Origin of the sequence: Reichenbachiella sp. MSK19-1, assembly GCF_003590315.1 — a bacterium.
Classification (GTDB): domain Bacteria; phylum Bacteroidota; class Bacteroidia; order Cytophagales; family Cyclobacteriaceae; genus Reichenbachiella; species Reichenbachiella agariperforans.
Window position 1 is genome coordinate 1,543,914 of sequence record NZ_MIER01000002.1, and the last position, 19,879, is coordinate 1,563,792.

15 protein-coding genes are annotated in these 19,879 nt (G+C 41.0%); 8 read left to right on the forward strand and 7 right to left on the reverse strand.

Translation table 11 applies throughout. From position 1 onward, the window contains the following. Nucleotide 1: 1 nt before the first annotated feature. The gene (locus BGP76_RS06220) at nucleotides 2-205 is read right to left on the reverse strand and encodes a helix-turn-helix transcriptional regulator (RefSeq protein ID WP_370453775.1); all 204 of its coding nucleotides are present in this window, start codon (nucleotides 203-205) and stop codon (nucleotides 2-4) included. 203 nt (nucleotides 206-408) lie between these two features. Here BGP76_RS06220 and greB point away from each other — a divergent pair, with 203 nt between their 5' ends. Beyond that, entirely contained in the window at nucleotides 409-924 is a 516-nt protein-coding gene (gene greB / locus BGP76_RS06225) for a transcription elongation factor GreB (protein WP_119843995.1), read from the forward strand. Between the two features lie 329 nt (nucleotides 925-1,253). Here the strand turns inward: greB and BGP76_RS20240 are convergent, their stop codons facing one another. Further along, entirely contained in the window at nucleotides 1,254-1,409 is a 156-nt protein-coding gene (locus BGP76_RS20240) for a hypothetical protein (RefSeq protein WP_158584097.1), read from the reverse strand. 288 nt (nucleotides 1,410-1,697) lie between these two features. Here BGP76_RS20240 and BGP76_RS06230 point away from each other — a divergent pair, with 288 nt between their 5' ends. Continuing rightward, entirely contained in the window at nucleotides 1,698-2,255 is a 558-nt protein-coding gene (locus BGP76_RS06230) for a hypothetical protein (protein ID WP_073118301.1), read from the forward strand. Between the two features lie 113 nt (nucleotides 2,256-2,368). Here BGP76_RS06230 and BGP76_RS20245 read toward each other — a convergent pair whose 3' ends face one another. Beyond that, entirely contained in the window at nucleotides 2,369-2,506 is a 138-nt protein-coding gene (locus tag BGP76_RS20245) for a hypothetical protein (RefSeq protein ID WP_158584100.1), read from the reverse strand. A 278-nt stretch (nucleotides 2,507-2,784) separates the two neighbouring features. Here BGP76_RS20245 and BGP76_RS06235 point away from each other — a divergent pair, with 278 nt between their 5' ends. After that, the gene (locus BGP76_RS06235; RefSeq protein ID WP_073118299.1) at nucleotides 2,785-2,997 is read left to right on the forward strand and encodes a hypothetical protein; all 213 of its coding nucleotides are present in this window, start codon (nucleotides 2,785-2,787) and stop codon (nucleotides 2,995-2,997) included. A gap of 912 nt (nucleotides 2,998-3,909) precedes the next feature. Here BGP76_RS06235 and BGP76_RS06245 read toward each other — a convergent pair. Then, entirely contained in the window at nucleotides 3,910-6,681 is a 2,772-nt protein-coding gene (locus BGP76_RS06245) for a phosphoenolpyruvate carboxylase (RefSeq protein WP_119843997.1), read from the reverse strand. Nucleotides 6,682-6,923: 242 nt separating this feature from the next. On the opposite strand from BGP76_RS06245, the gene BGP76_RS06250 reads away from it, so the two are divergent. After that, nucleotides 6,924-7,283 carry a LytTR family DNA-binding domain-containing protein gene (locus BGP76_RS06250; RefSeq protein WP_073118295.1) on the forward strand — a complete coding sequence of 120 codons (360 nt, stop codon included), beginning with the start codon at nucleotides 6,924-6,926 and terminating at the stop codon, nucleotides 7,281-7,283. A 558-nt stretch (nucleotides 7,284-7,841) separates the two neighbouring features. After that, nucleotides 7,842-11,801, forward strand: coding sequence for a hypothetical protein (locus BGP76_RS06255; RefSeq protein WP_147407390.1), 3,960 nt, complete (start codon nucleotides 7,842-7,844; stop codon nucleotides 11,799-11,801). Nucleotides 11,802-11,888: 87 nt separating this feature from the next. On the opposite strand, the gene BGP76_RS06260 is transcribed toward BGP76_RS06255, so the two are convergent. Both BGP76_RS06260 and BGP76_RS06265 read right to left on the reverse strand, forming a co-directional pair. Beyond that, nucleotides 11,889-12,758, reverse strand: a complete 870-nt coding sequence (locus BGP76_RS06260; RefSeq protein WP_073118291.1) for a DMT family transporter — start codon at nucleotides 12,756-12,758, stop codon at nucleotides 11,889-11,891. Nucleotides 12,759-13,090: 332 nt separating this feature from the next. Continuing rightward, complete coding sequence (locus BGP76_RS06265; protein ID WP_158584102.1) at nucleotides 13,091-13,807, reverse strand: DUF481 domain-containing protein; 717 nt, start codon at nucleotides 13,805-13,807, stop codon at nucleotides 13,091-13,093. A gap of 185 nt (nucleotides 13,808-13,992) precedes the next feature. On the opposite strand from BGP76_RS06265, the gene BGP76_RS06270 reads away from it, so the two are divergent. Then, nucleotides 13,993-14,712 (forward strand): pseudouridine synthase, encoded by a 720-nt coding sequence (locus BGP76_RS06270; RefSeq protein WP_119844000.1) that lies wholly within the window; start codon nucleotides 13,993-13,995, stop codon nucleotides 14,710-14,712. On the opposite strand, the gene BGP76_RS06275 is transcribed toward BGP76_RS06270, so the two are convergent. Beyond that, nucleotides 14,701-15,912 carry an NAD(P)/FAD-dependent oxidoreductase gene (locus BGP76_RS06275; protein WP_119844001.1) on the reverse strand — a complete coding sequence of 404 codons (1,212 nt, stop codon included), beginning with the start codon at nucleotides 15,910-15,912 and terminating at the stop codon, nucleotides 14,701-14,703. The two genes, BGP76_RS06270 and BGP76_RS06275, sit on opposite strands and share 12 nt — an antisense overlap. 107 nt (nucleotides 15,913-16,019) lie before the next feature. Between BGP76_RS06275 and BGP76_RS06280 the strand changes: the two genes are divergently transcribed. Both BGP76_RS06280 and BGP76_RS06285 read left to right on the forward strand, forming a co-directional pair. Beyond that, entirely contained in the window at nucleotides 16,020-17,615 is a 1,596-nt protein-coding gene (locus BGP76_RS06280; protein ID WP_073118283.1) for an ABC-F family ATP-binding cassette domain-containing protein, read from the forward strand. 220 nt (nucleotides 17,616-17,835) lie between these two features. Further along, nucleotides 17,836-19,821 (forward strand): OmpA family protein, encoded by a 1,986-nt coding sequence (locus tag BGP76_RS06285; RefSeq protein WP_119844002.1) that lies wholly within the window; start codon nucleotides 17,836-17,838, stop codon nucleotides 19,819-19,821. The last annotated feature ends 58 nt before the right edge of the window (nucleotides 19,822-19,879 follow it).

Genomic DNA, 19,879 nt, shown 5'->3' on the forward strand with positions numbered 1-19,879 from the left:
TCTACTTTTGCTCTTTGCTGCTTACTATTAAGTCTTTCACATCTACATCAAGAATATTAGCTATTCTATTCAGGTCCTCCAGACTAGGTTGCCGTCTATTCTGCACATATCCGTTTACCATATTGTAACTCTTACACATTTGTTTTGCCAACCAAGTTTGTTTTATATCCTTCTCAATTAGCACTTCTTTAATTCTATTCATCATGCTGCTATTTGATGAACAGCCAAATTAGTGACACCAATGGATATATCATAACATGAGATATGATTAATATCAGTAATTACGAATAATATTTGCTGCTATTTATGATAAGCATCTCATATAGCCCATCTATTGATAGTTCTACACAAGCAAACTATCTATCGTTATATTATCTTGCGAAAGTTTTCAAAACAAGATCATTGAATATGAGGCGAAAAATTCCAGAATCAACATTACCTAAACTCAATCGCTCACAAATGATTACTTCCGAAGGCTTACAAAAACTGAGGGAAGAGCACGATCACTTGTGGCGAGTGGAACGTCCAGACGTCACTGCTAAGGTGACATGGGCCGCAAGTTTGGGAGATCGTTCAGAAAATGCCGATTACCATTACAACAAAAAGCGTCTTCGAGAAATTGATAGTCGCCTTCTTTATTTGCGTAAGTGCATTGATGACTTTAAAATCATCAACTACCACCCCAGCCAAGAAGGGAAAGTGAACTTTGGTGCTTGGGTAGAAATTAAAAACGAAGAGAAAGGTCTTCAAAAACGTTTTCGTCTTGTTGGTTATGAAGAGTTAAAAAGTAACAAAGATTATATCTCTATGGACTCCCCAATGGCCAAAGCGCTTCTTGATAAAACTGTTGGAGATAAAGCGATAGTTGAAACCAAAATGGGTGATTTTGTATGGGAGATTCTTAAGATTGAGTATGACAAGTAGTGTACTTGGTCCGTTTTGAGCGTGATTTTCAGAAGTTGAAAAGTGTATTTCTTCAAAGCGTTAAAATGCTGTACTAGGCTCATAACGGCTTATGTTTAAAGATGAATAGATCAATTTCAAACAGACAAATCTCCGACGTTAGCTTTTGACTCTAAAACACATGCTTGTCAACGCTTTGCTTGACTCACTACAGGCGCCATCATTACCATAGTCGTTCTGAGAAATCGTTCAGCTGATAAGCTGGATGATGACGTAAGAATCCCCCAATTCTAGCAGACAATGCATGAGGCTTTCGCTGACTATCCTTTCAGGGAAGGCTACATTACATTTCAAGTCTGTGCAGACTTGAAGCTAAACCCGCCCAGACTTTGATCCAAGTCTGCGCAGGCTTGGTAATAAGTCCGCGCAGATCTGGGGTCAGGTCCGCGCAGACTTGTGATGACCAAAGACATGATCTTTAAGATGGTTAGAAGGGGGATTTTCATGAGTAAAGCCATTGTTGCAGAGCGTCTGCTGTAGCATCAACAATTCAAGGGCGACTTTTCGCTAAAAGAAGCATATCTTTTTGCCTAGCCTATTTGACTACCCAGACCGTAGTTACCCATCCTATGGTAGGCTTGAATGGTTCGAGACCATACTTCTAAGCAAGCCATAGACCAGCTCCTATGGCTCTCTCTTCTATCTATTTGTGTCAAATGGGGCATTTGTCAAGGTGCTGGCAGTCCTTTGGCATCATTTTTACTTATCATCGCTTAGGAAAAAATCTATGCACTATGAAAATCTCAAACACACTGATATTGTTGTCTATCCTATCTTTTTCGTTGTTGTGGGCCTGTGAGGGGCCTGCTGGTATACCTGGTCAAGATGGAGCAAACGGAGAAAATGGCGAAGAAGGCTATGCATTCGAGTACACGCTGACCTTTTCTGCGCCTGATTATGGCGCGGTGTTAGAGTTGCCTAGCGATTTTACGATGCTGGATTCGGATGTGATGATGGTCTACCTCCTATGGGAAATCACCGATGATGGTACCGAGATATGGAGAGCACTGCCTCAGAGTCTGTATTTTACGGACGGTATCTTGAGCTACAACTTTGACTTTACCAAGTACGATGCGCGTGTCTTTCTAGATGGTACAGTAGACCTAGATGGATTAGGGGCTGACCTGACCGACAACTGGATCGCACGAATAGTCGTCCTGCCTGCCCAGTTTGTCAATGCACGTACGAAACTAGACTACACCGATTACAATCAAGTCAAAGCATATCTAAACCTCCCTGATACTGACCATACTACTGGCTCGTACCCTACCCGCCCAGCAGTATCAGAATAAACCCCACGAATCGAATAAGCTACCGCATAGCTGACCCATTTTTTACACACGCTACAAAACAAAGAAGGCTACCGTCACTGGTAGCCTTCTTTGTTTTGGTCTGGTCGGGATGTTTATCCCTTGTTGATTCTTGTAGTCACTTCATTTTCTAGCTCTGTACTCCTCTCGATTAGCTTCGTCGACTGCTCGTTCAACTTCTCTAGTAGTCTGATCATCTCGTCCATTTGGTTCAACTGCTGTACTCTTTTCATAGCTGTAAGTGTTTTTGTTTTTTGATTACAGGACAAACATAAAACAAAAACTTTATAAATAAGTACTTATATATAAAGTTTAATCATTTTTGAATGAAAATAACTTAATGGATTAGTTCCAAAACATATAGTATGTTTGTCCATTCACTATAGTTTTGAGGTCAAATACCGCGATCAGAATCAGTATAGCGTGATAATGCAGCACGATCAAAGAGCACTAACGATACCCCGAGACGGACTATAAATAGTATGAGAAAAATGAAAATAACTAGAAAGCTATGAGTGCACCCAAGCACATATTTACCGTGATCAAGGAGGGAGATATCAAAACAGCCTCGACGCTCAAGGGCGCTGCGGAGTATGCTGGAGTGTCCTATCAGCACCTACTCCAGACCAAAGCGAAAGGCTTCAAAGTAGGAGATTCTTTCGAGATAAAGGGCTGGACCTTCTACAAAACGGAGTTGATGCGCGCCGAACGTTCAAAAACGTAACGCGCTATATCACTGATGTTTACCCCCTCTCCTTGCCTCCCCTAGCGGGGATTTAGCAGGCTATACTGGTAGCCATTTGTATTTCTAGGAAAAGGTCCAAGATTCTTTGTTCGAAATCTATCTACCGAACCAAATAAGAATTGTTTTTTGCTACGCCCACTATACAGACTACTCCCCATACTGTACTGCTGAATGTCGCTGGTGTCTTAGCTTATTGTCTCCTCAGAGATTGCCTAAAGACCATTACACACGAATAGAACAGTCACCTGTTCGATGACAATACCATTACAAATAGAATGAGGAGATTGTAAATCCAGCTTATACAATAGGGTTCGTTAGGAGAATCAAAAGAACAAAGAATCAGTGTATCGCTATGGTTAAAGGACATCATTCAAGCAAAGCGACTGATTCACAGTTGTTTTGAATCAGAATAGATTTCCGATTACATATCTGGGGTAAACCTGACATAATAGTCTATGGGGTATATTTTTTATCAAAAAAGTACAATAGCACATATAGTAGGCTACAGTGTGTAAACACCTTTGTTCTGGCTATTTTAATTGTATTAATCCATGTTTATTGAGGAGTATTCGTAAATATTATTTCAATAATTGCATCATTCTAATATATAGTTTGATTATTTGAATTTTATTTCTATCTTTGGATCATAAGTTAGACCAAAACACTAAAGTCATGTTCAAAGCACTTTTTTCAAGAAACACCGATCCAACTGATAAGAAATTGAAATTGAAGTTCAGTAAAGAGGATAATTCATGGCTCGTCCTGAAAGGTCATAGCATCATGTTCATAGGCCAACAGGATCAGTGCAAAACATACATTAGCAACTTTAGCTAAAAAAAAAGGAGAACCTTTCGATTCTCCTTTCCCTTCCTATTTGGATTGACCTCTAGATCAACCTGTATTTCTCATCGCGCTTGCTATTGCATTGATAGTAAGCATCAACTCTAATTGCGTCGCTGTAGCGGCCTCTGTCTTTTCTTCACCTTTCTGCTTTCTCCAAAGTTTCAACAACTGAATCTGCTTTTCGTGTAGGTGTTTCATCAAAGGAGCTCTTAAGAAATTAGAATAGTAGTGATTCTTTCTTCTGTCGTGCATCTCTTCGCCTAACAGGTCAAACAGTACATCTCTCGTCAACTTCAGTTCTGACAGGAATAGGTTTAAGAATTTATCTCTTAGAGACTTATCCTCTACCAGTTCACTGTATTCTTTCATGATTTCCTCATCAGTAGCAGCCAATGAAGTATCGACGTTGGTCAATACGTATCTGATAAAGGTGTCGTCCTTGATCGCTTCCTTAAATGCCTTGTAATCTTCGGGAGCATTCTTCTTCAGATTCGTAAACGATGTACCTACACCATACCAACTGGTCATGTGATATCTAGACTGACTCCACGAAAACACCCATGGAATTGCTCTCAGATCATCCAAAGTATTAGCACCAGTACGTTTAGCAGGTCTCGAACCGATTTTACTTGTTTCGATCGCATCGATAGGTGTTGCCTGACGAAAATACTGCACAAAGCCCTCTTCGTGTGTCAGTTCTTCATAATGCGCTTTGCTACCAGCAGCCAATTGATCCAGTACAGTAGCCAATGGGTGGTATGCACGATCTTGCTGATTATCATTGATACTCTTAGAGAGTGAGTTCGCTACGAGTAACTCTAGGTTGTACTCTGCATTGACTTTGTTCTCATATTTCTGAGCGATCGTTTCTCCCTGCTCTGTCAAACGGATGTTGTTTTTGATAGAACCGTATGGAAGCGCCTTGATGAAATAATGCGTCGGTCCAGATCCTCTACTAATAGAGCCTCCTTTGCCATGGAAGAATAGCAGATCAACTGTATGCTTCTCAGCGAGTTCTACCAGCATAAATTGCGCCTTGTAGAGGTTCCACTGACTAGCAATGATACCACCGTCTTTGTTACTGTCACTATAGCCGACCATTATTTGCTGGCTGGCAGTTTCTAGTCCTTTTTCTATTCTGAGATGCTCTAAGCTTCGTTTGGTAAATGGGTGATCTAGGAATCCTTCGAGGATTTCAGGTCCATTCTGCAAATCTTCTATGGTTTCTAGTAGCGGTACGACTGGCAACTTAGAGACTAGCCCTTTGTCCGTATTCAGCAACAAACCCGCTTCACGAGCCAGCAAATACACTGCTAGTAGATCCGACAGAGATCGAGTCATACTGACAATCAGCGACCCCATACCTTCTGTCCCATATTTGCTCACATGGTTTTCTACCACACGATAGCACGAGATCACTGCACTAGCATTTGGTCCCAAATCAGCATTTTGATGCGTGAAAGGACGACTTGATTCTAACTCTTTGGTCAAGAAAGCCACTCGTTTCTCTTCGGTCCATTCAGAGAATTTGTTATCTGAAATCTGTGCGGCCTCTAACAACTGCTCGATGGCTTTGTCATGGAAATCACTGTTTTGTCTAATGTCCAGTTTGGCCAAGTGAAAACCAAAGGTCTCTAAGCTACGAATGGCCAAATTGACATCATCGTAAGCGATAGACTCAGCACCAAAAGCCAACAATTCCTTTTTGAGAAGGTTTAAATCCTCAAGCATATCCTTGGCCAGGCTATAACGTCCCTCTTCTTCGATCAGCTCAGTAGCATGTCCACGCTCTAGCGCAATCGGCATCTTGGTCATGATCAAGTTGAGAAACTGACGAAAACACTCGCCGTGGTTGCGCTCATACGACTCTAGGCCATGACCACCCAACTCCGTTTTCATTTGCTCCATTCGATCTTGAAACGCCTGACTGCACGCCTTGGTGTGATGTGAAAAGCTAAGGTGCTTGACCAGTGTCGTGAGTTTTCTATTGATCACGACGAAAGCATTAAGACGCAATGACTGCAGGGTCTCGGCAGTCACCGAATCAGTGACGAGTGGATGCCCATCTCTATCACCGCCTACCCAGTTGCCAAAGCTGATCTTTGGAAAGCTGTGGTTTTCTAATAGCGATTTTTTGTCCAGCCCACATGAAGACCATGCCTGAATTAGTCTTCTGTCCAAAACAGGAATAACCTCTGGGAAGACATTGACCATGTAGTGTAGGATATTGCGTAGCTCGGATGTCACATCTGGCTTCTCTAGATAGATCTCGCCAGTTTTCCAGATGCGATAGAGAGCCAGTTTAATATTGTGACGGATATTGAGCAGCTCATTATTCGAGAACATTCTATTTTCACGATTGACCAACAATAGATACAAGTCTCTATGGTGATCTAGTACAGTAGCTCTTTTGGCCTCCGTAGGGTGTGCCGTCAATACTGGTTCCACCACAGTCTCAGGCAACTGCTTGAGTATATCCGCTTCGCTCACCTTGTTTTCCAATAGCTCATGGATATTATTGGCAAACAAACCGTGCACAGCATGGTACTCTCTTTCGTTTTCGATTCTGCGTCGATTCTGCACCGCACCGTTTACTTCTACCATATTCACCAGCTGGAACACCAACGAATACAACTGAACATGCTTTGAGGTCATTTCTTCGCCAGACTTGAAAGGAAAATCGTTGATAAACGGAATATCCTTAGCTATCGTAGCTTCTCCGTTTTGCTCTAATATATCCTTCAAACATTCGAGTAAAAACTCAAAATCATGATATGGTTTGCCTAATCGTTCCTTTACTTCTGCTAGAATTTTGTTCATTTGACCTCTTTTAGAAATTTTTTATTAAAAATGGTATTTCATTATGAAATACAGCTGCAATTTAACGATTTATTAAGACCTACCACACAACAGGACGCATATATTGAGGAGCGAGAGTACAAGTAGTCTATATTTTTCCCATTAGTTTTTTGATAGTTTTTGAATGCCCCGTTTCATTACTAGTGTTTTTTTGGTTAGAATTGGAACTACTTTAGAACTATTACAGAGATCAATTAATTATAATGGAGAAATACAAGTGTATTGCGATAGATGACGACTTGGTATATTTAGAAATATTCAAGAAACTCGCCGAGCGAGTAGATTGCATGGATCTAGTGGGTACCTATAGTAGTGCAATCGACGGTGCTGTAGGTGTATCAAAGCTCAAACCAGATATTCTGTTTTTGGATATTGAGATGCCTTATTTAGATGGATATGAGACGATTTCTACTTTAGAGAGTAAGCCAAAAATCATCATTGTTTCTTCCCACCTTGAGTATGAAACAGATGAATTGAAAATTGATGTAAAGAAATATGTAAGAAAACCTCTGGAAGGACCAGAACAATTGGCACAGATTGTCAAAGAAGTTATGGCTTCATAATACACTTACACAAAACGATATGATTAGCCTCATGCTTTGCGTGAGGCTTTTTTTTGTGCAAAATCATGAAGAAATGCCACGCTTATTTCCAATTAGACCTCTCCTATTTTTTAGCGTAGAGAGCAATCCTGGATCAGTCGGTATTTCTGGGGATAAAAATCAATATTCGACATTGAGCATTCGATATTCATTATTCCTATCATTTAAATATTACCTCAAAGACTCATAATAGGTGATTATTTTATAAAAAACAATAACGAATTTCGAACAATGAATCTTGAACAACGAAATGATCTACTCCCTCTCCCCCAGAAATACGGAGTGATCCGTAATCCTCCTATAACATCACATTTGGCTGGGGGACGTTTAAATGCTTTTGCCTGAGTTTAACTCATTGGGTTAAACTCAGGCAATTCTAACTTACTTTTGCTGTAACTTTTGTGCATCACTAACGATATGGGTTCATCTCCTTTTACTAAACTGAAAAAACGAATTATTACGTGGGTATCTATATTCATTGTATTGATTTTAGCTTTTTTTGGCGTCCTAAAATTAGGAATGCATTACTCCAGCGATATTCTTTATGAATTGGTAAAAAGGGAGTCGAATGGTTATTATCAACTCTCTTTTGAAGAGATCAATATCGATGTATGGAACAGGGCAATCAAACTTGAAAAAGTATTCTTAAAGCCTGATTTAAACAAAGACTTTTATGCCAAAGGGCTGACCAACCTTTATGATTTAGAATTGGCCGGCCTGCATATTGACCTTGAGTCCATCAGTAGTATATATATCGATCGCAAGTTGATGATTGAGAATATTCGAATCATCGATCCTAGGATACATATCATCAGAGAAAAGAATGCACCAGTCGAAAGCTTCAGTTTACAAACAGGCAACTTATACAAAGAGGTCTCTGATTACCTCAAAGTACTTCGAGTTGATCTTTTCAGTATTGAAAATGCAGAATTAGCACACTCTTCTAGCCAGTTAGGCATGGGCAATATTGACTTGTCAGTTAGAAATTTCCTGCTTGATTCAACATCTAATTTCAACCAGAAATTTTACTCTGAAAGTTTAGAACTAGAAATTCGCAATCAGCATTTCCTACTAAGTGACAGCATTCACCAATTAAGCTTTGACCGGTTTCTGTTGTCAACTTCTGATTCTGTACTGACTTTTGAAAACCTCGTATTGAAGCCTATTCATGAAGAGAGAGTCTACTTGGATACACTAGATGACAAAATCATCTATAATATTATGATTCCTAGACTACAGTTAAGGGGAGTTGATTATTTCTCCGCTTACCGCCAAAACCATCTGAAAATGGAGGAGCTTTCACTCACGGATTCTCATATATACATTAAGGATCAAACAGACACTAAAAGTGATGATACGGCGAAAAAAAACAACTCTCTGCTCAAAGAGCTGATCAACATTTTTGATGAAGTGAAGGTTGGAAAAATGAGACTGATCAATACGGGATTGAATGTTAAAACCAACGATGATTACAACCACAATTTTCAACATGTGAAGTCCGAAAGGGTAGATATTGTGCTCTATGATATTCAAATAGATAGCAGTAATTATCATTTTGACTATGGTAAAAAGTACTTTGAAGACGTTGATATTAACATTAAAGACTACAGTGCATACCTACCTGATAGTATCCATACAATGCATTTTGACCAGTTCAGATTGAGTTCATTCGATTCTTCATTGGTTTTTAAAAATTTCAAGATTTCGAACAATGGAAAAGACAGCCCGTCAGACATGTTCCTTTCTATTGACCTCCCCTTGCTTAGTCTCAAAGGGTTGAACTTTTTGGATATTTTGACTCATCAGAAGTTGCTCATCACCGAAATGCAACTCCAACAGCCAAATGTGGTTTTTGAAAAGAAGCTTAGACAGTCCGAAAAGATGTCTCTCTCCCCAGACAGCATTTATGCGATGATAGATAGTTATCTCAAAGTAGTGGGTATACAAAAACTAACCCTCAGCCAAGGCGTGTTTTCTATCAACAATCAGTTCAATTTTAAAAAAGCCAATTTATGGGTGTCGAACTTCAATATGCATAGCAATTCTCACTCTTGGTATGATGTATTGGAAGACATAGAATTAGAAATGCAGCAAATACAGATAGGTAATAAATCTATCGGAATCAATGCTGGACAGGTGAAGCTAGACCGGAGGGCTAGTCGTTTGATCCTAGACGGGTTGCAGGTTAATTACGCTGATCAGAATACATCGCTATCAGGAGACCTTTCTAAGCTAACGATCGCAGGCATCAACCTAGATAGCCTATCTAGAGGGTATTATCTAGGTTTTGATTCCATTCGTTTGAATAATCCACAGTTTAAAGTAGATATACTGAAACCCAAAAGGGACAGCGTGAAAAAGAGAGCTTTTGGTAATAAATATATAGAGATCGTCGATGGTCAGGTTAATGGGTTCAGGTACGATTCTACAACCTTTAGCCTAAAGCATCTCTATACAGACCTAACACTGGGATCGCACAACCGCGTCCATTTCGGTCAAGCTGAACATATCAGTTTTGCCTCGCCCAAATCAGCACATCAATTGAAAATCAGTAAATTAAAGCTGACACGAGCACAAGATTTGATCATCGAGAATCTCGAACTACACAGCATAGAGACTAAAACGCCCAATAAGGTTGAAGCAAATGGTCACACTCCTGCTATCACCCTCTATCGTTTGAACCAAAAGATGGTTTGGGAAGAAAATAAGTTGGTGGGAGATAGTTTATTGATCCAGCATCCAGATTTTAATGTAAATCTAAACGCTATCAATACAGGTCTAGCGTCCACAGATACAGAGGTAGCGTTTCAAAAAATCATTGTAAAAAAAGCTAGTATGGCGTTTTCTGACCATGGTCAGAAGGCCATTGAAAAGATAAAGACACCAGAGTTGTCTCTAACACTAACTAACTTCCAATATCCTCAAAAATCAGTGTTGGATGCTCAGCATTTGCTTTATGCAGATGATGTGACATTGAATGTTAAAAATCTACAGCCCATCATGACCAATGGCGATGAACTCGTGATCGGACAGCTGAATTTCAACAAAAAGAATGCACTAATACGCGTAGACTCCTTACACTTTGATCAAGAAAATAGTGCTAGCTCCGCCTTTTTGCCACAGGTTAAAATAGTCGGGCTTGATCTCGATGCGTACGTGAATAAGCAGCAGCTCGTACTAGACAGTGTACAAATGACTCAGTCACACATCTTTATAGATCATCAAAAGACCAATAAAACTCAGCGTGATTGGGCCAGTAGCATTCCTGAGCTAGTGGATATTAAGTACTTTTCTTCGACAGCTACGGAAATAGAACTCAGAGACAGTTCGAAACTATATGAAGTTCATAAGGGAGAATTTAAAGTCCAAAAATTCTATGCTCAAGGAGAGATTACTTGGGATCGTTTTTTTGATTATAGCCAATATGCCTCTGCTAGTGGCGAAAACCTATCGCTCTCGCTGGGTGATGGATATCATCTGACTATCAATCAATACGGCATGGAGCACCCAGAAAACACACTCACATTGAATCAGATCAACCTCAGCTCGGATTTTACTGCCTCGGAGTACAGTGCCAACTTGACGATACAAAAAAATTGGTATGACGTCAGTGTGGATGCTATTACTGCCAGTGGTTTGGATTGGGACAGGTCTCTGCGCCTACGTCAGTATTTTACGGAGAAAGTACTGATCGATGGAGTTAATGCCTTGGTATACCGCGACAAAACTGCTCCGCTGCAAATAACTAAAACCAAAGCACTCCCACAAAGCATACTCCGTAATATTGACACCTGGTTCTATTTGGATACTCTGCAGGTCAAAGGCGATATTACCTATCAACAGCGGCCTGCTGAAAAAGAAAAATTGGGAGAAATCAGTTTCAATAGTTTGGACGCCTCATTGCTTCATGTCACTACTGTAGATAGCATGTCCAATGCCTCCATGCAACTGATTGCTACAGGACAACTGATGAATACGGCACCTTTTGAGGTTAATGTCATGTTTGACATGCAGGACCCTAACGACAAATTTATTTTCGCTGGGCAGATCGATCAAATGCAATTGGGCGCATTGAACAAGATGCTCCGACCTGTAGCCAATATCAACATCAAAGACGGATATGCTAAGCAAATACTGTTCAATATTACCGCTGACAATGAACTGGCTAGAGGTCAAATGTTCCTGCGCTATGACAACTTGAAAATTCAAATTCTGAACCCTGAGACCAATGATCTACAAGGTATCAACCATGGCATCAAGACCTTCTTCGCCAACACCTTTGTCATCAAACATAAAAACCCAACATTCATCCTCGTGAGACCTGGGGCTATATTCCAGCAAAGAGACCCTTATCGAGCGATCTTTCATTACTGGGGACAGGCACTTCTCAGTGGAGCTGTGAGTAGTATCGGGATCAATAAAAGTGAAAAAGAGGAAAAAAAATACAGCAAAGAATCGATAGAATCTAGTATTGAATAAAACGGTAATACCAGATTCATGGCATGCGTGTTTTTTATATGACAAAACCATCACAAGCAACGTTACGCTTTCTCTACAAGGCCTCTCCTACTTTTTAGCATAGAAGAATAGGCCGACGGAACAGACTACAATCCCTACGATTTCAGAAAGGCTCAAATGTTCATGTAGAATTGGCCAAGCCAAGATAGCCGTCACAAACGGCACAAATGAAAAGTAGATAGACAAATTCATGGCGCCAATGTGCTTCAGCGCATAAAATGTAATGAGCAACGTTACGATACTAACCAGTATTCCCTGATAGCCAGCTTGCAAAACAATAGTACTTATAGGCGTGCTAGATATACCACTATCAGACATCCACCAGATTGGTAGGAATAATACGGCATTGATAATCGGCAAAAATGCTAACGCGTCTTTGGAGGTAAAACCATATCGCTTTCCAAGAAACATATAACTTGAGAACACGAGAGACGCACCGATCAGCATCAACCAACCAAACCAATTGTCCCGAACAGCCTGAGGGTGCCCCATCATAATGAGGTTAGCAATTAGTATCAAGCCAATAGCGAACAACCTACGCTTAGTCGTACGTTCACCCAAAACTAAAAAGGCCAGAATAACGCCAAACACAGGGAGCAAACCATTGACAATCACACCAGCATTGGCTGCTTTGATGCTCATCAAGCCGTAAAACGAGAACATCGTATAAGGAAATCCACACCCTAGCGAGACGACTACTGCTTTCCACAGTGTGACTTTCTTCCAATCATAGCGCAGCGAAAACGGCAAAGCAAACAAAGTAGCCGTACCATAGCGAATCATCGTGATGTCTGAGGGGGTTAGACTCGACTGAACCCCCGCTCGGGACAAAATAATCCATCCCGACCAAGCAAATACCATAAATACTGCCCCCAAAGATGCCCATAATACAGGGTTCGCTTGGGTCTTATCTAACATAGAGAGGTGTTTCATTGCGGGCGCAATATTATAGAAAACTCATGGGCTAGGACTAAAATCAAACAAAGTAAAAGCAGATTTAGGATATTAACTAGACCACTATTGGCTGAAAGCACTATAGGTTTAGAGGAGAATGAAATTCTCTACATTCCGAATCAAGACTAAAGTCCATAGTTTTAACACCAACTCTGACCAATAAATCGCTTTCAGGACTAGCTCACAAGCTATTATCTTTCTAATCGCTCAATCCACTTCGATCCAAAATTCAAAAAGCTCGTCCGCCGTAGCGGAACACGAAGGCAGACTAAACCCCAAAAGCTATCGGGCAGCAATTAAAAAACATAGCGCACGCCATTGCTGATCCCGTATACGGTTTTATTGATATCTATGACTGGTTTATCTTCGTAGTGAACCATCCCTTCAGCTACAAACGAAAAATGCTCCGTTATCTCAAAGGCTAATTGTAACTCTGCACTAACTCTATTTCTGAAGGCATTTATATCCCCATCATACCCTACCTGATAGAAAGTGATAAAACTCAGCGTAGCACTTTCTGACACATCCAAATTAGATTTTATATAAGTGGATGATTTCCAGAGATCTATATTCACGACTTCACTCACTGCATCAAAGGTCTCCCATCTCTCATACTCATTCAATATCCCCGTACCCATATCTAACTCAAACCCATCAAAATCAAAGAAGCGATATTTAATCCCGACTCCAGCTAAATGCCTAGAATCCAATCTACGACTGGCATCAAAGGAAGACTGTAAGAACAACTCGTAGGATAGCCTTCTCTTTCGAAGAAAATTAGCTCTAAAGTGTAGATACCCCGTACTGATAATGGGGTCTCCAGTAGCGCGATAATAGTTCAGTTCCCCACTCTGGAAGTAGGCATGTTTCTTAGACACATAGGCTACATCGAGTGCTGACTCTATCGTCATTAGTTTTGCCGATTCGTCAGGAGTCGGACTTCTGTTATCTGCCTCAAAGAAAAAATCAAACCCACCGTAAAAGTAATTCGACGAATCAGAGGTTACATCCATTTTATTGACATTTAGGATTTGACCATATGTAGAAAAGCATAGTATTGATTGGAGGGCAAAAAGAAAGAGTAAAGGTCGAAACATAATAAATTGTCAGTGTTAGTTTGGTGAGGTAAAATATAAATTTGTATGGAACTATAAAAGGCAAGACTCAACGAAAAGGATATATACCCTAACTTCGAACCGTGAACGAAACAGAGACAGCTCCGAAACTTGAAATCCTATATCAGGACGAAGATTATGTGATCATAAACAAACCTCACGGATTGTTGGTACATCGCAGCAAAATGGCGGCCAACACCAACCATTTTGCGCTTCAAGAGCTACGTAACCAGCTCAATAGACACGTTTATCCCGCACACCGGTTGGATAGAAAAACCAGCGGAGCTTTGGTATTCGCTTTAACTCAAGAAGCCTTAAAAGCTGTGAGACAGGAATTTGAAAAACTAGCAATAACCAAAACCTACTGGGCAATCGTCAGAGGATACACAGAGGATGAAGGCTGTATCGATTACGCACTAACGAACGACAAAGGAAAACTTCAAGAAGCAATCACACGCTACCGAACGCTAGACCGTAGTGAGATTGATGTACCCTTCGGCAAACATCAGACGTCTCGCTATTCACTGGTCGAAGTGTACCCCGAAACAGGCCGCATGCATCAGATCCGAAAGCATTTGGCACACATCTTCCATCCCATCATCGGAGACAGACCCATTGGCTGCAACAAGCAGAACAAGCTGTTCTTAGAAAAATGGAACATGAACACCATGCTACTGCATGCCAAAAACATCTCCTTTCATCACTATGCACTAGACAAACGTATCTCTGTCAGTGCGTGTCTACAGCCAGAGTTTATTCGGATGATTGAGACCTTGGGGTTTAGTAAAGAGCTACTCTCCTAATTTTCCCGCCACGAAACCTGTACTCCATGCTGCCTGAAAATTGAACCCACCAGTGATCCCATCGACATTCAGCACTTCTCCTGCAAAATACAGCCCCGGTACTTTTCGGCTTTTCATGGTGTTAAAGTCTACATCTGCATTGTCCACACCACCACAGGTCACGAACTCTTCTTTGAAGGTCGTTTTGCCTTGAACTGAATAGGTATCGTTGCAAAGTACATTGATCAGACGGTTTCTTTCCTTTTTACCAAGCTCGTTCCATCGTTTGGTCTCCTCTATCTCTACGCGATCCAATAGATAAATCCAAAGACGCTTCGGTAGTTCAAACGGGTTGACATTCACCACGAGTTTCTTCTCAAAACTGGCGAGAGACGACTGGAGTTGCTCCCTGACCTGCTCCTCGTTATCCCAACTAGTCCAGTTGACCTGTATGCTAAAATCATACTGGCGATCGTACAACGATCGAGCACCCCATGCCGACAGCTTTAGCACGGCTGGCCCGCTCATCCCCCAGTGAGTTATCAACAGCGGCCCAGAGACTACCAGTTTAGTTCCTTGGATCTTAACAGTTGCTTTGGATAGCCCCGTCCCTGGGAGCTGTATCAGTTTTCGTTCATTGGGGATGTTAAAAGTGAATAGCGACGGCACAGGGTCTAAGATATGATGCCCTAGTTGTTCGAGCCAAACATAAGATTCCTTTTTGGGACTCCCGCCAGACGCGACGATGACATGGCTGTAGGTTGTCTCACCGTCTTTTGTAACGAGTCTAAAGTCATCCTCACCAGAGATCAGTTGTGTAATTCGATGGTTCTGCCTTACTACTATTCCCAGTTGACTACACTGCGTTCTCAGACAATCAATAATCGTTTGAGAATCATCTGTAATCGGAAACATACGTCCATCAGACTCTGTTTTGAGAGACACACCTCGTGACTCGAACCAGTCGATAGTACTTTGCCTATCAAAGTGTGAAAAAGTCTTCTTGAGATACTTGGCCCCTCTGGGGTAGTACTTGAGAAACTCCGCATTGGATTCACAGCCGTTGGTGACATTGCACCGTCCGCCTCCAGACACTTTTACTTTGGATAGCGTCTTACCTGACGCCTCCAGTATCTCCACGGTCGCACCTGGGTGATGCGCTTTGCATGACAATGCAGCAAAGAACCCTGCTGCTCCCCCCCCTATTACGGCTACTTTCATAGCCCAAAGAAAACAAGATAAACCCAAACCAAGTACATAAGTAATGGTTCTATTGTTTCGATAGACTAATGATTCTTCTATCTTTGCGCCTTCAAATAATTAGGTCTATGATTTCAGCAAACAACATCTCTCTCCAATACGGTAAAAGAATTCTTTTTGACGAAGTAAACATCAAGTTCACGGGCAACAACTGCTACGGTGTGATTGGTGCCAATGGCGCGGGCAAGTCTACCTTTCTAAAGATTCTTTCTGGCGAGATACAGCCTAATACAGGTAGCGTCGTATTGGATCCGGGCAAACGCATGGCGGTATTGAAACAAAATCACTTTGAGTTTGATGAAGAGACTGTTATCAATACGGTAATGAGAGGTCATACGGAACTATGGGCGATCATGCAGGAAAAAGATGCGCTGTATGCTAAACCTGATTTTAGCGAAGCGGATGGCATTCGTACTTCAGAGCTAGAAGAGAAGTTTGCAGAGATGGATGGTTGGAATGCTGAACCCGATGCAGCCAGTTTGCTAAGTGGTCTGGGGATCAAAGAAGATGACCATTATCAACAACTCAAGGAACTCAATGGTAGCCAAAAAGTAAGAGTACTACTCGCTCAAGCACTATTCGGCAACCCAGATCTTTTGATTTTGGATGAGCCGACCAACGACCTGGATCTTCATACGATCTCTTGGCTAGAAGACTTTCTTTTGGATTTCAAAAACACTGTAATCGTTGTCTCGCATGATAGACACTTCTTAGATACAGTATGTACTCATGTAGCAGATATCGACTTCAGTGCAATCAAAATATTCACTGGTAACTATAGTTTCTGGTACCAATCTAGTCAGTTGGCACTGACTCAGCGTAGCTCTGTCAACAAGAAGGCCGAGGAGCGCAAAAAGGAATTGCAGGATTTCATTGCTCGATTTAGTGCCAATGCTGCCAAATCCAAACAAGCCACTTCGAGAAAGAAACTTTTAGACAAAATCAACATTGATGAGATTCAACCTTCATCGAGACGATACCCAGCCATCATATTCAACCAAAATAGAGAAGCTGGTGATCAAATCTTAGAAGTAAAAGGATTGAGCAAATCGGTATCTGGAAAGCCGCTGTTTACTGACTTTGATCTCTTTGTGAATAAGGGAGACAAAATTGCTTTCCTAGCAGACGATAGTTTGGCCATCACCAACTTATTCAAAGTCTTCATGGAAGAAGCTAAAGCTGATAGCGGCACCTTCAAATTCGGCCAGACGATCACCACCACCTACCTCCCGAATGAAAACGAAGAGTTTTTTAAGACGGATGAAAATCTCATCGATTGGTTGAGAGAGTATTCTACAGGGGAGAAAGACGAAGTATTCATCAGAGGGTTCTTGGGCAAGATGCTTTTTTCTGGAGAGGAAACCTTCAAAAAAGCAAGTGTACTCTCTGGAGGTGAAAAAGTGAGATGTATGCTCTCCAAAATGATGCTAAACGAGGGCAACGTTTTGATCCTTGACGAACCTACCAACCATTTGGACTTAGAGTCGATTCAGTCACTCAACAACGCGCTGAAAGACTTTCCTGGCACCATTCTATTTACCTCTCATGACCATGAGTTTGTTCAGACTGTTGCGAACCGTATCATAGACCTGAAAGATGGTAAATCTTACGCAGATAAACTGAGTACTTTTGATGATTATCTTGCGACTATTGAAAAGTCATAAACCGTTATAATACAGATTGTTAAACTAAATAGTTGTAATTATTTATTTAAACAAGGAAAGCTTTCCTTGTTTATGTGTATTTTCACTTAGATAAGAGTTAAGATTTTCTCTTAATTCCATTAAGCAATACGCTTAAATACTAGTGTTTGATAGAATTCATACAGATGATTATAAATTGTCTTCACTAGTTTTGACTTTCAACCATTTGAGAAGATATTAGATGAAGCATATATTTTGGATATTATTACTGGCTAGTCAAGTAACTTTTGCGCAAAGTATATCTGAGAAAAAACTGAGCAAAAAGAAACTAATAGAACAAGCTGATTATTATTTCTTTCAGGAAGACTTTGTCAAAGCATTAGAGTTGTACAGTGACATACTAGACAACTACCCTCGCAATCACTATGTTCAGTATCACAAGTATGTAGCTTACCAACTCACGGCAGGCACGAGCGAAAACTTGGACTCTCTCAAAGAATATGAAGCCAATGAAGGAAAAACAGACAAGTTCTATAACTACTGGCTAGGCCGTATACATTACAACCGCTATGAGTTTGATATTGCTGAGAAGCATTTTCAAGCCTTTCTAGATTTAGATATCTATAAAACCAAAGAAATCACCGTAGAGACGAAACAACGACTAAAAGAGACTGTCAAAGCGCAAGAATTTTACCTTTCTCCTAACGAGTTTGAGGTCGTGAACCTAGGTTCTCCTATTAACTCAGCATACGATGATTTATCCCCTGCGTTCTTCTCTGGGCATAGTGAGTTACTGTTTATCTCTTCGAGAGATTATGCTCATGAAGGCACAGACTATAAAAAACCGACGACTCATTCTGTCTTTCATTGCGTCAAAACGGGTGAGTCTTGGGACACTCCCACCTCGATTGATGCGCTAGGAACTTTTACCGAGAAGAATGCAAAAATTGAAGTAGTCAACAATGACGGCAGACTTTTCCTATACAAAACAGAAGCAGGTAAGAGTCAACTATATTTCAGCCAACCAATCAAGAACAGCTGGTCAAAACCTATCATATTTGATTCGCGACTAGGTTCAGCCAACATCCAATCTCACTTTTTCATCAATGATGCGGAGACGGTTATCTACTTCTCTTCAAAAACAGACAATGGCGACTTGGATCTATACCAAAGTATCTATGATCCTGCCAGACAAAGCTGGTCATCTCCTGTGGCAGTGCCTGGTTTAGTCAATTCACAGTATGATGAAGACAGTCCCTTTTTATCACATGATGGCAAAACGCTCTATTTCAGCTCTAACAATCCAGAATCTATCGGGGGGTACGACATTTTCATGTCGACATGGAATGAAGGCAGCTACGGCTGGGGCACGCCTGTCAATCTGGGCTTCCCTATCAATACAATCAATGATGAAATCAACTTCCAGATGAATGAAGATGACATATCAGGCTTTATGAGTTCTGATAGGTTGCATGGCAAAGGAGGCTTTGACATCTATTACTTCCACAAACAAGGCAAAGTTTTGGTAGAAGGGACGGTTTTTAACAGTGCAGATGGTAGTCCCGTAGCGAATGCTCGAATTGACCTTAAGCCAATCAACAATGATGACGAGACTTTTAGAACACATACCGATCAAAATGGGCACTACGAAACGGAAATCTTCACCAATGAGAATTTCAAAGGGCTCATCTATGTAGGCAACCAGCTGGCTCATACAGAGACTTTTAAATCTGAGCATCCAGAGCATAGTAAATCATTCGAACAAAACTTTAGAATTGATATCCCAGAGCACGTAGAAGAAACTGATTTTAAAACGCTCTATGACAAGAAATCTGAGCAAAAATATGAGCGAATGGAGATGCTCGGTAGCAAATTTAGAGCGGGAGAAAAAGCCATGCTTCGAAACATCTATTTCGATGTTCATTCGGCGCAGTTGACACAAGAGTCCTACCCTGTCCTCAAAGAACTCTATCTCATGCTCAACAAAAACAAAAGTCTCAATGTTGAAATAGGAGGTCACACTGACAATACAGGTACGCTACAGAGTAACATGGACTTATCCCTAGCCAGAGCGGAATCGGTAAAGGCATACTTAGTAAAGCAAGGGATCGCAACCAATAGACTAATCACAAAAGGCTATGGCCCTACAGAACCTCTGGCCTCTAATGACGATGAAGTCAATGGACGAGAACTCAATAGAAGAATAGAGGTACGTGTACTAAACTAATCCTGTCGCAATCAGCTTAATTTATAATATATTTGCCCTCAAACTACAGAAAACAAAC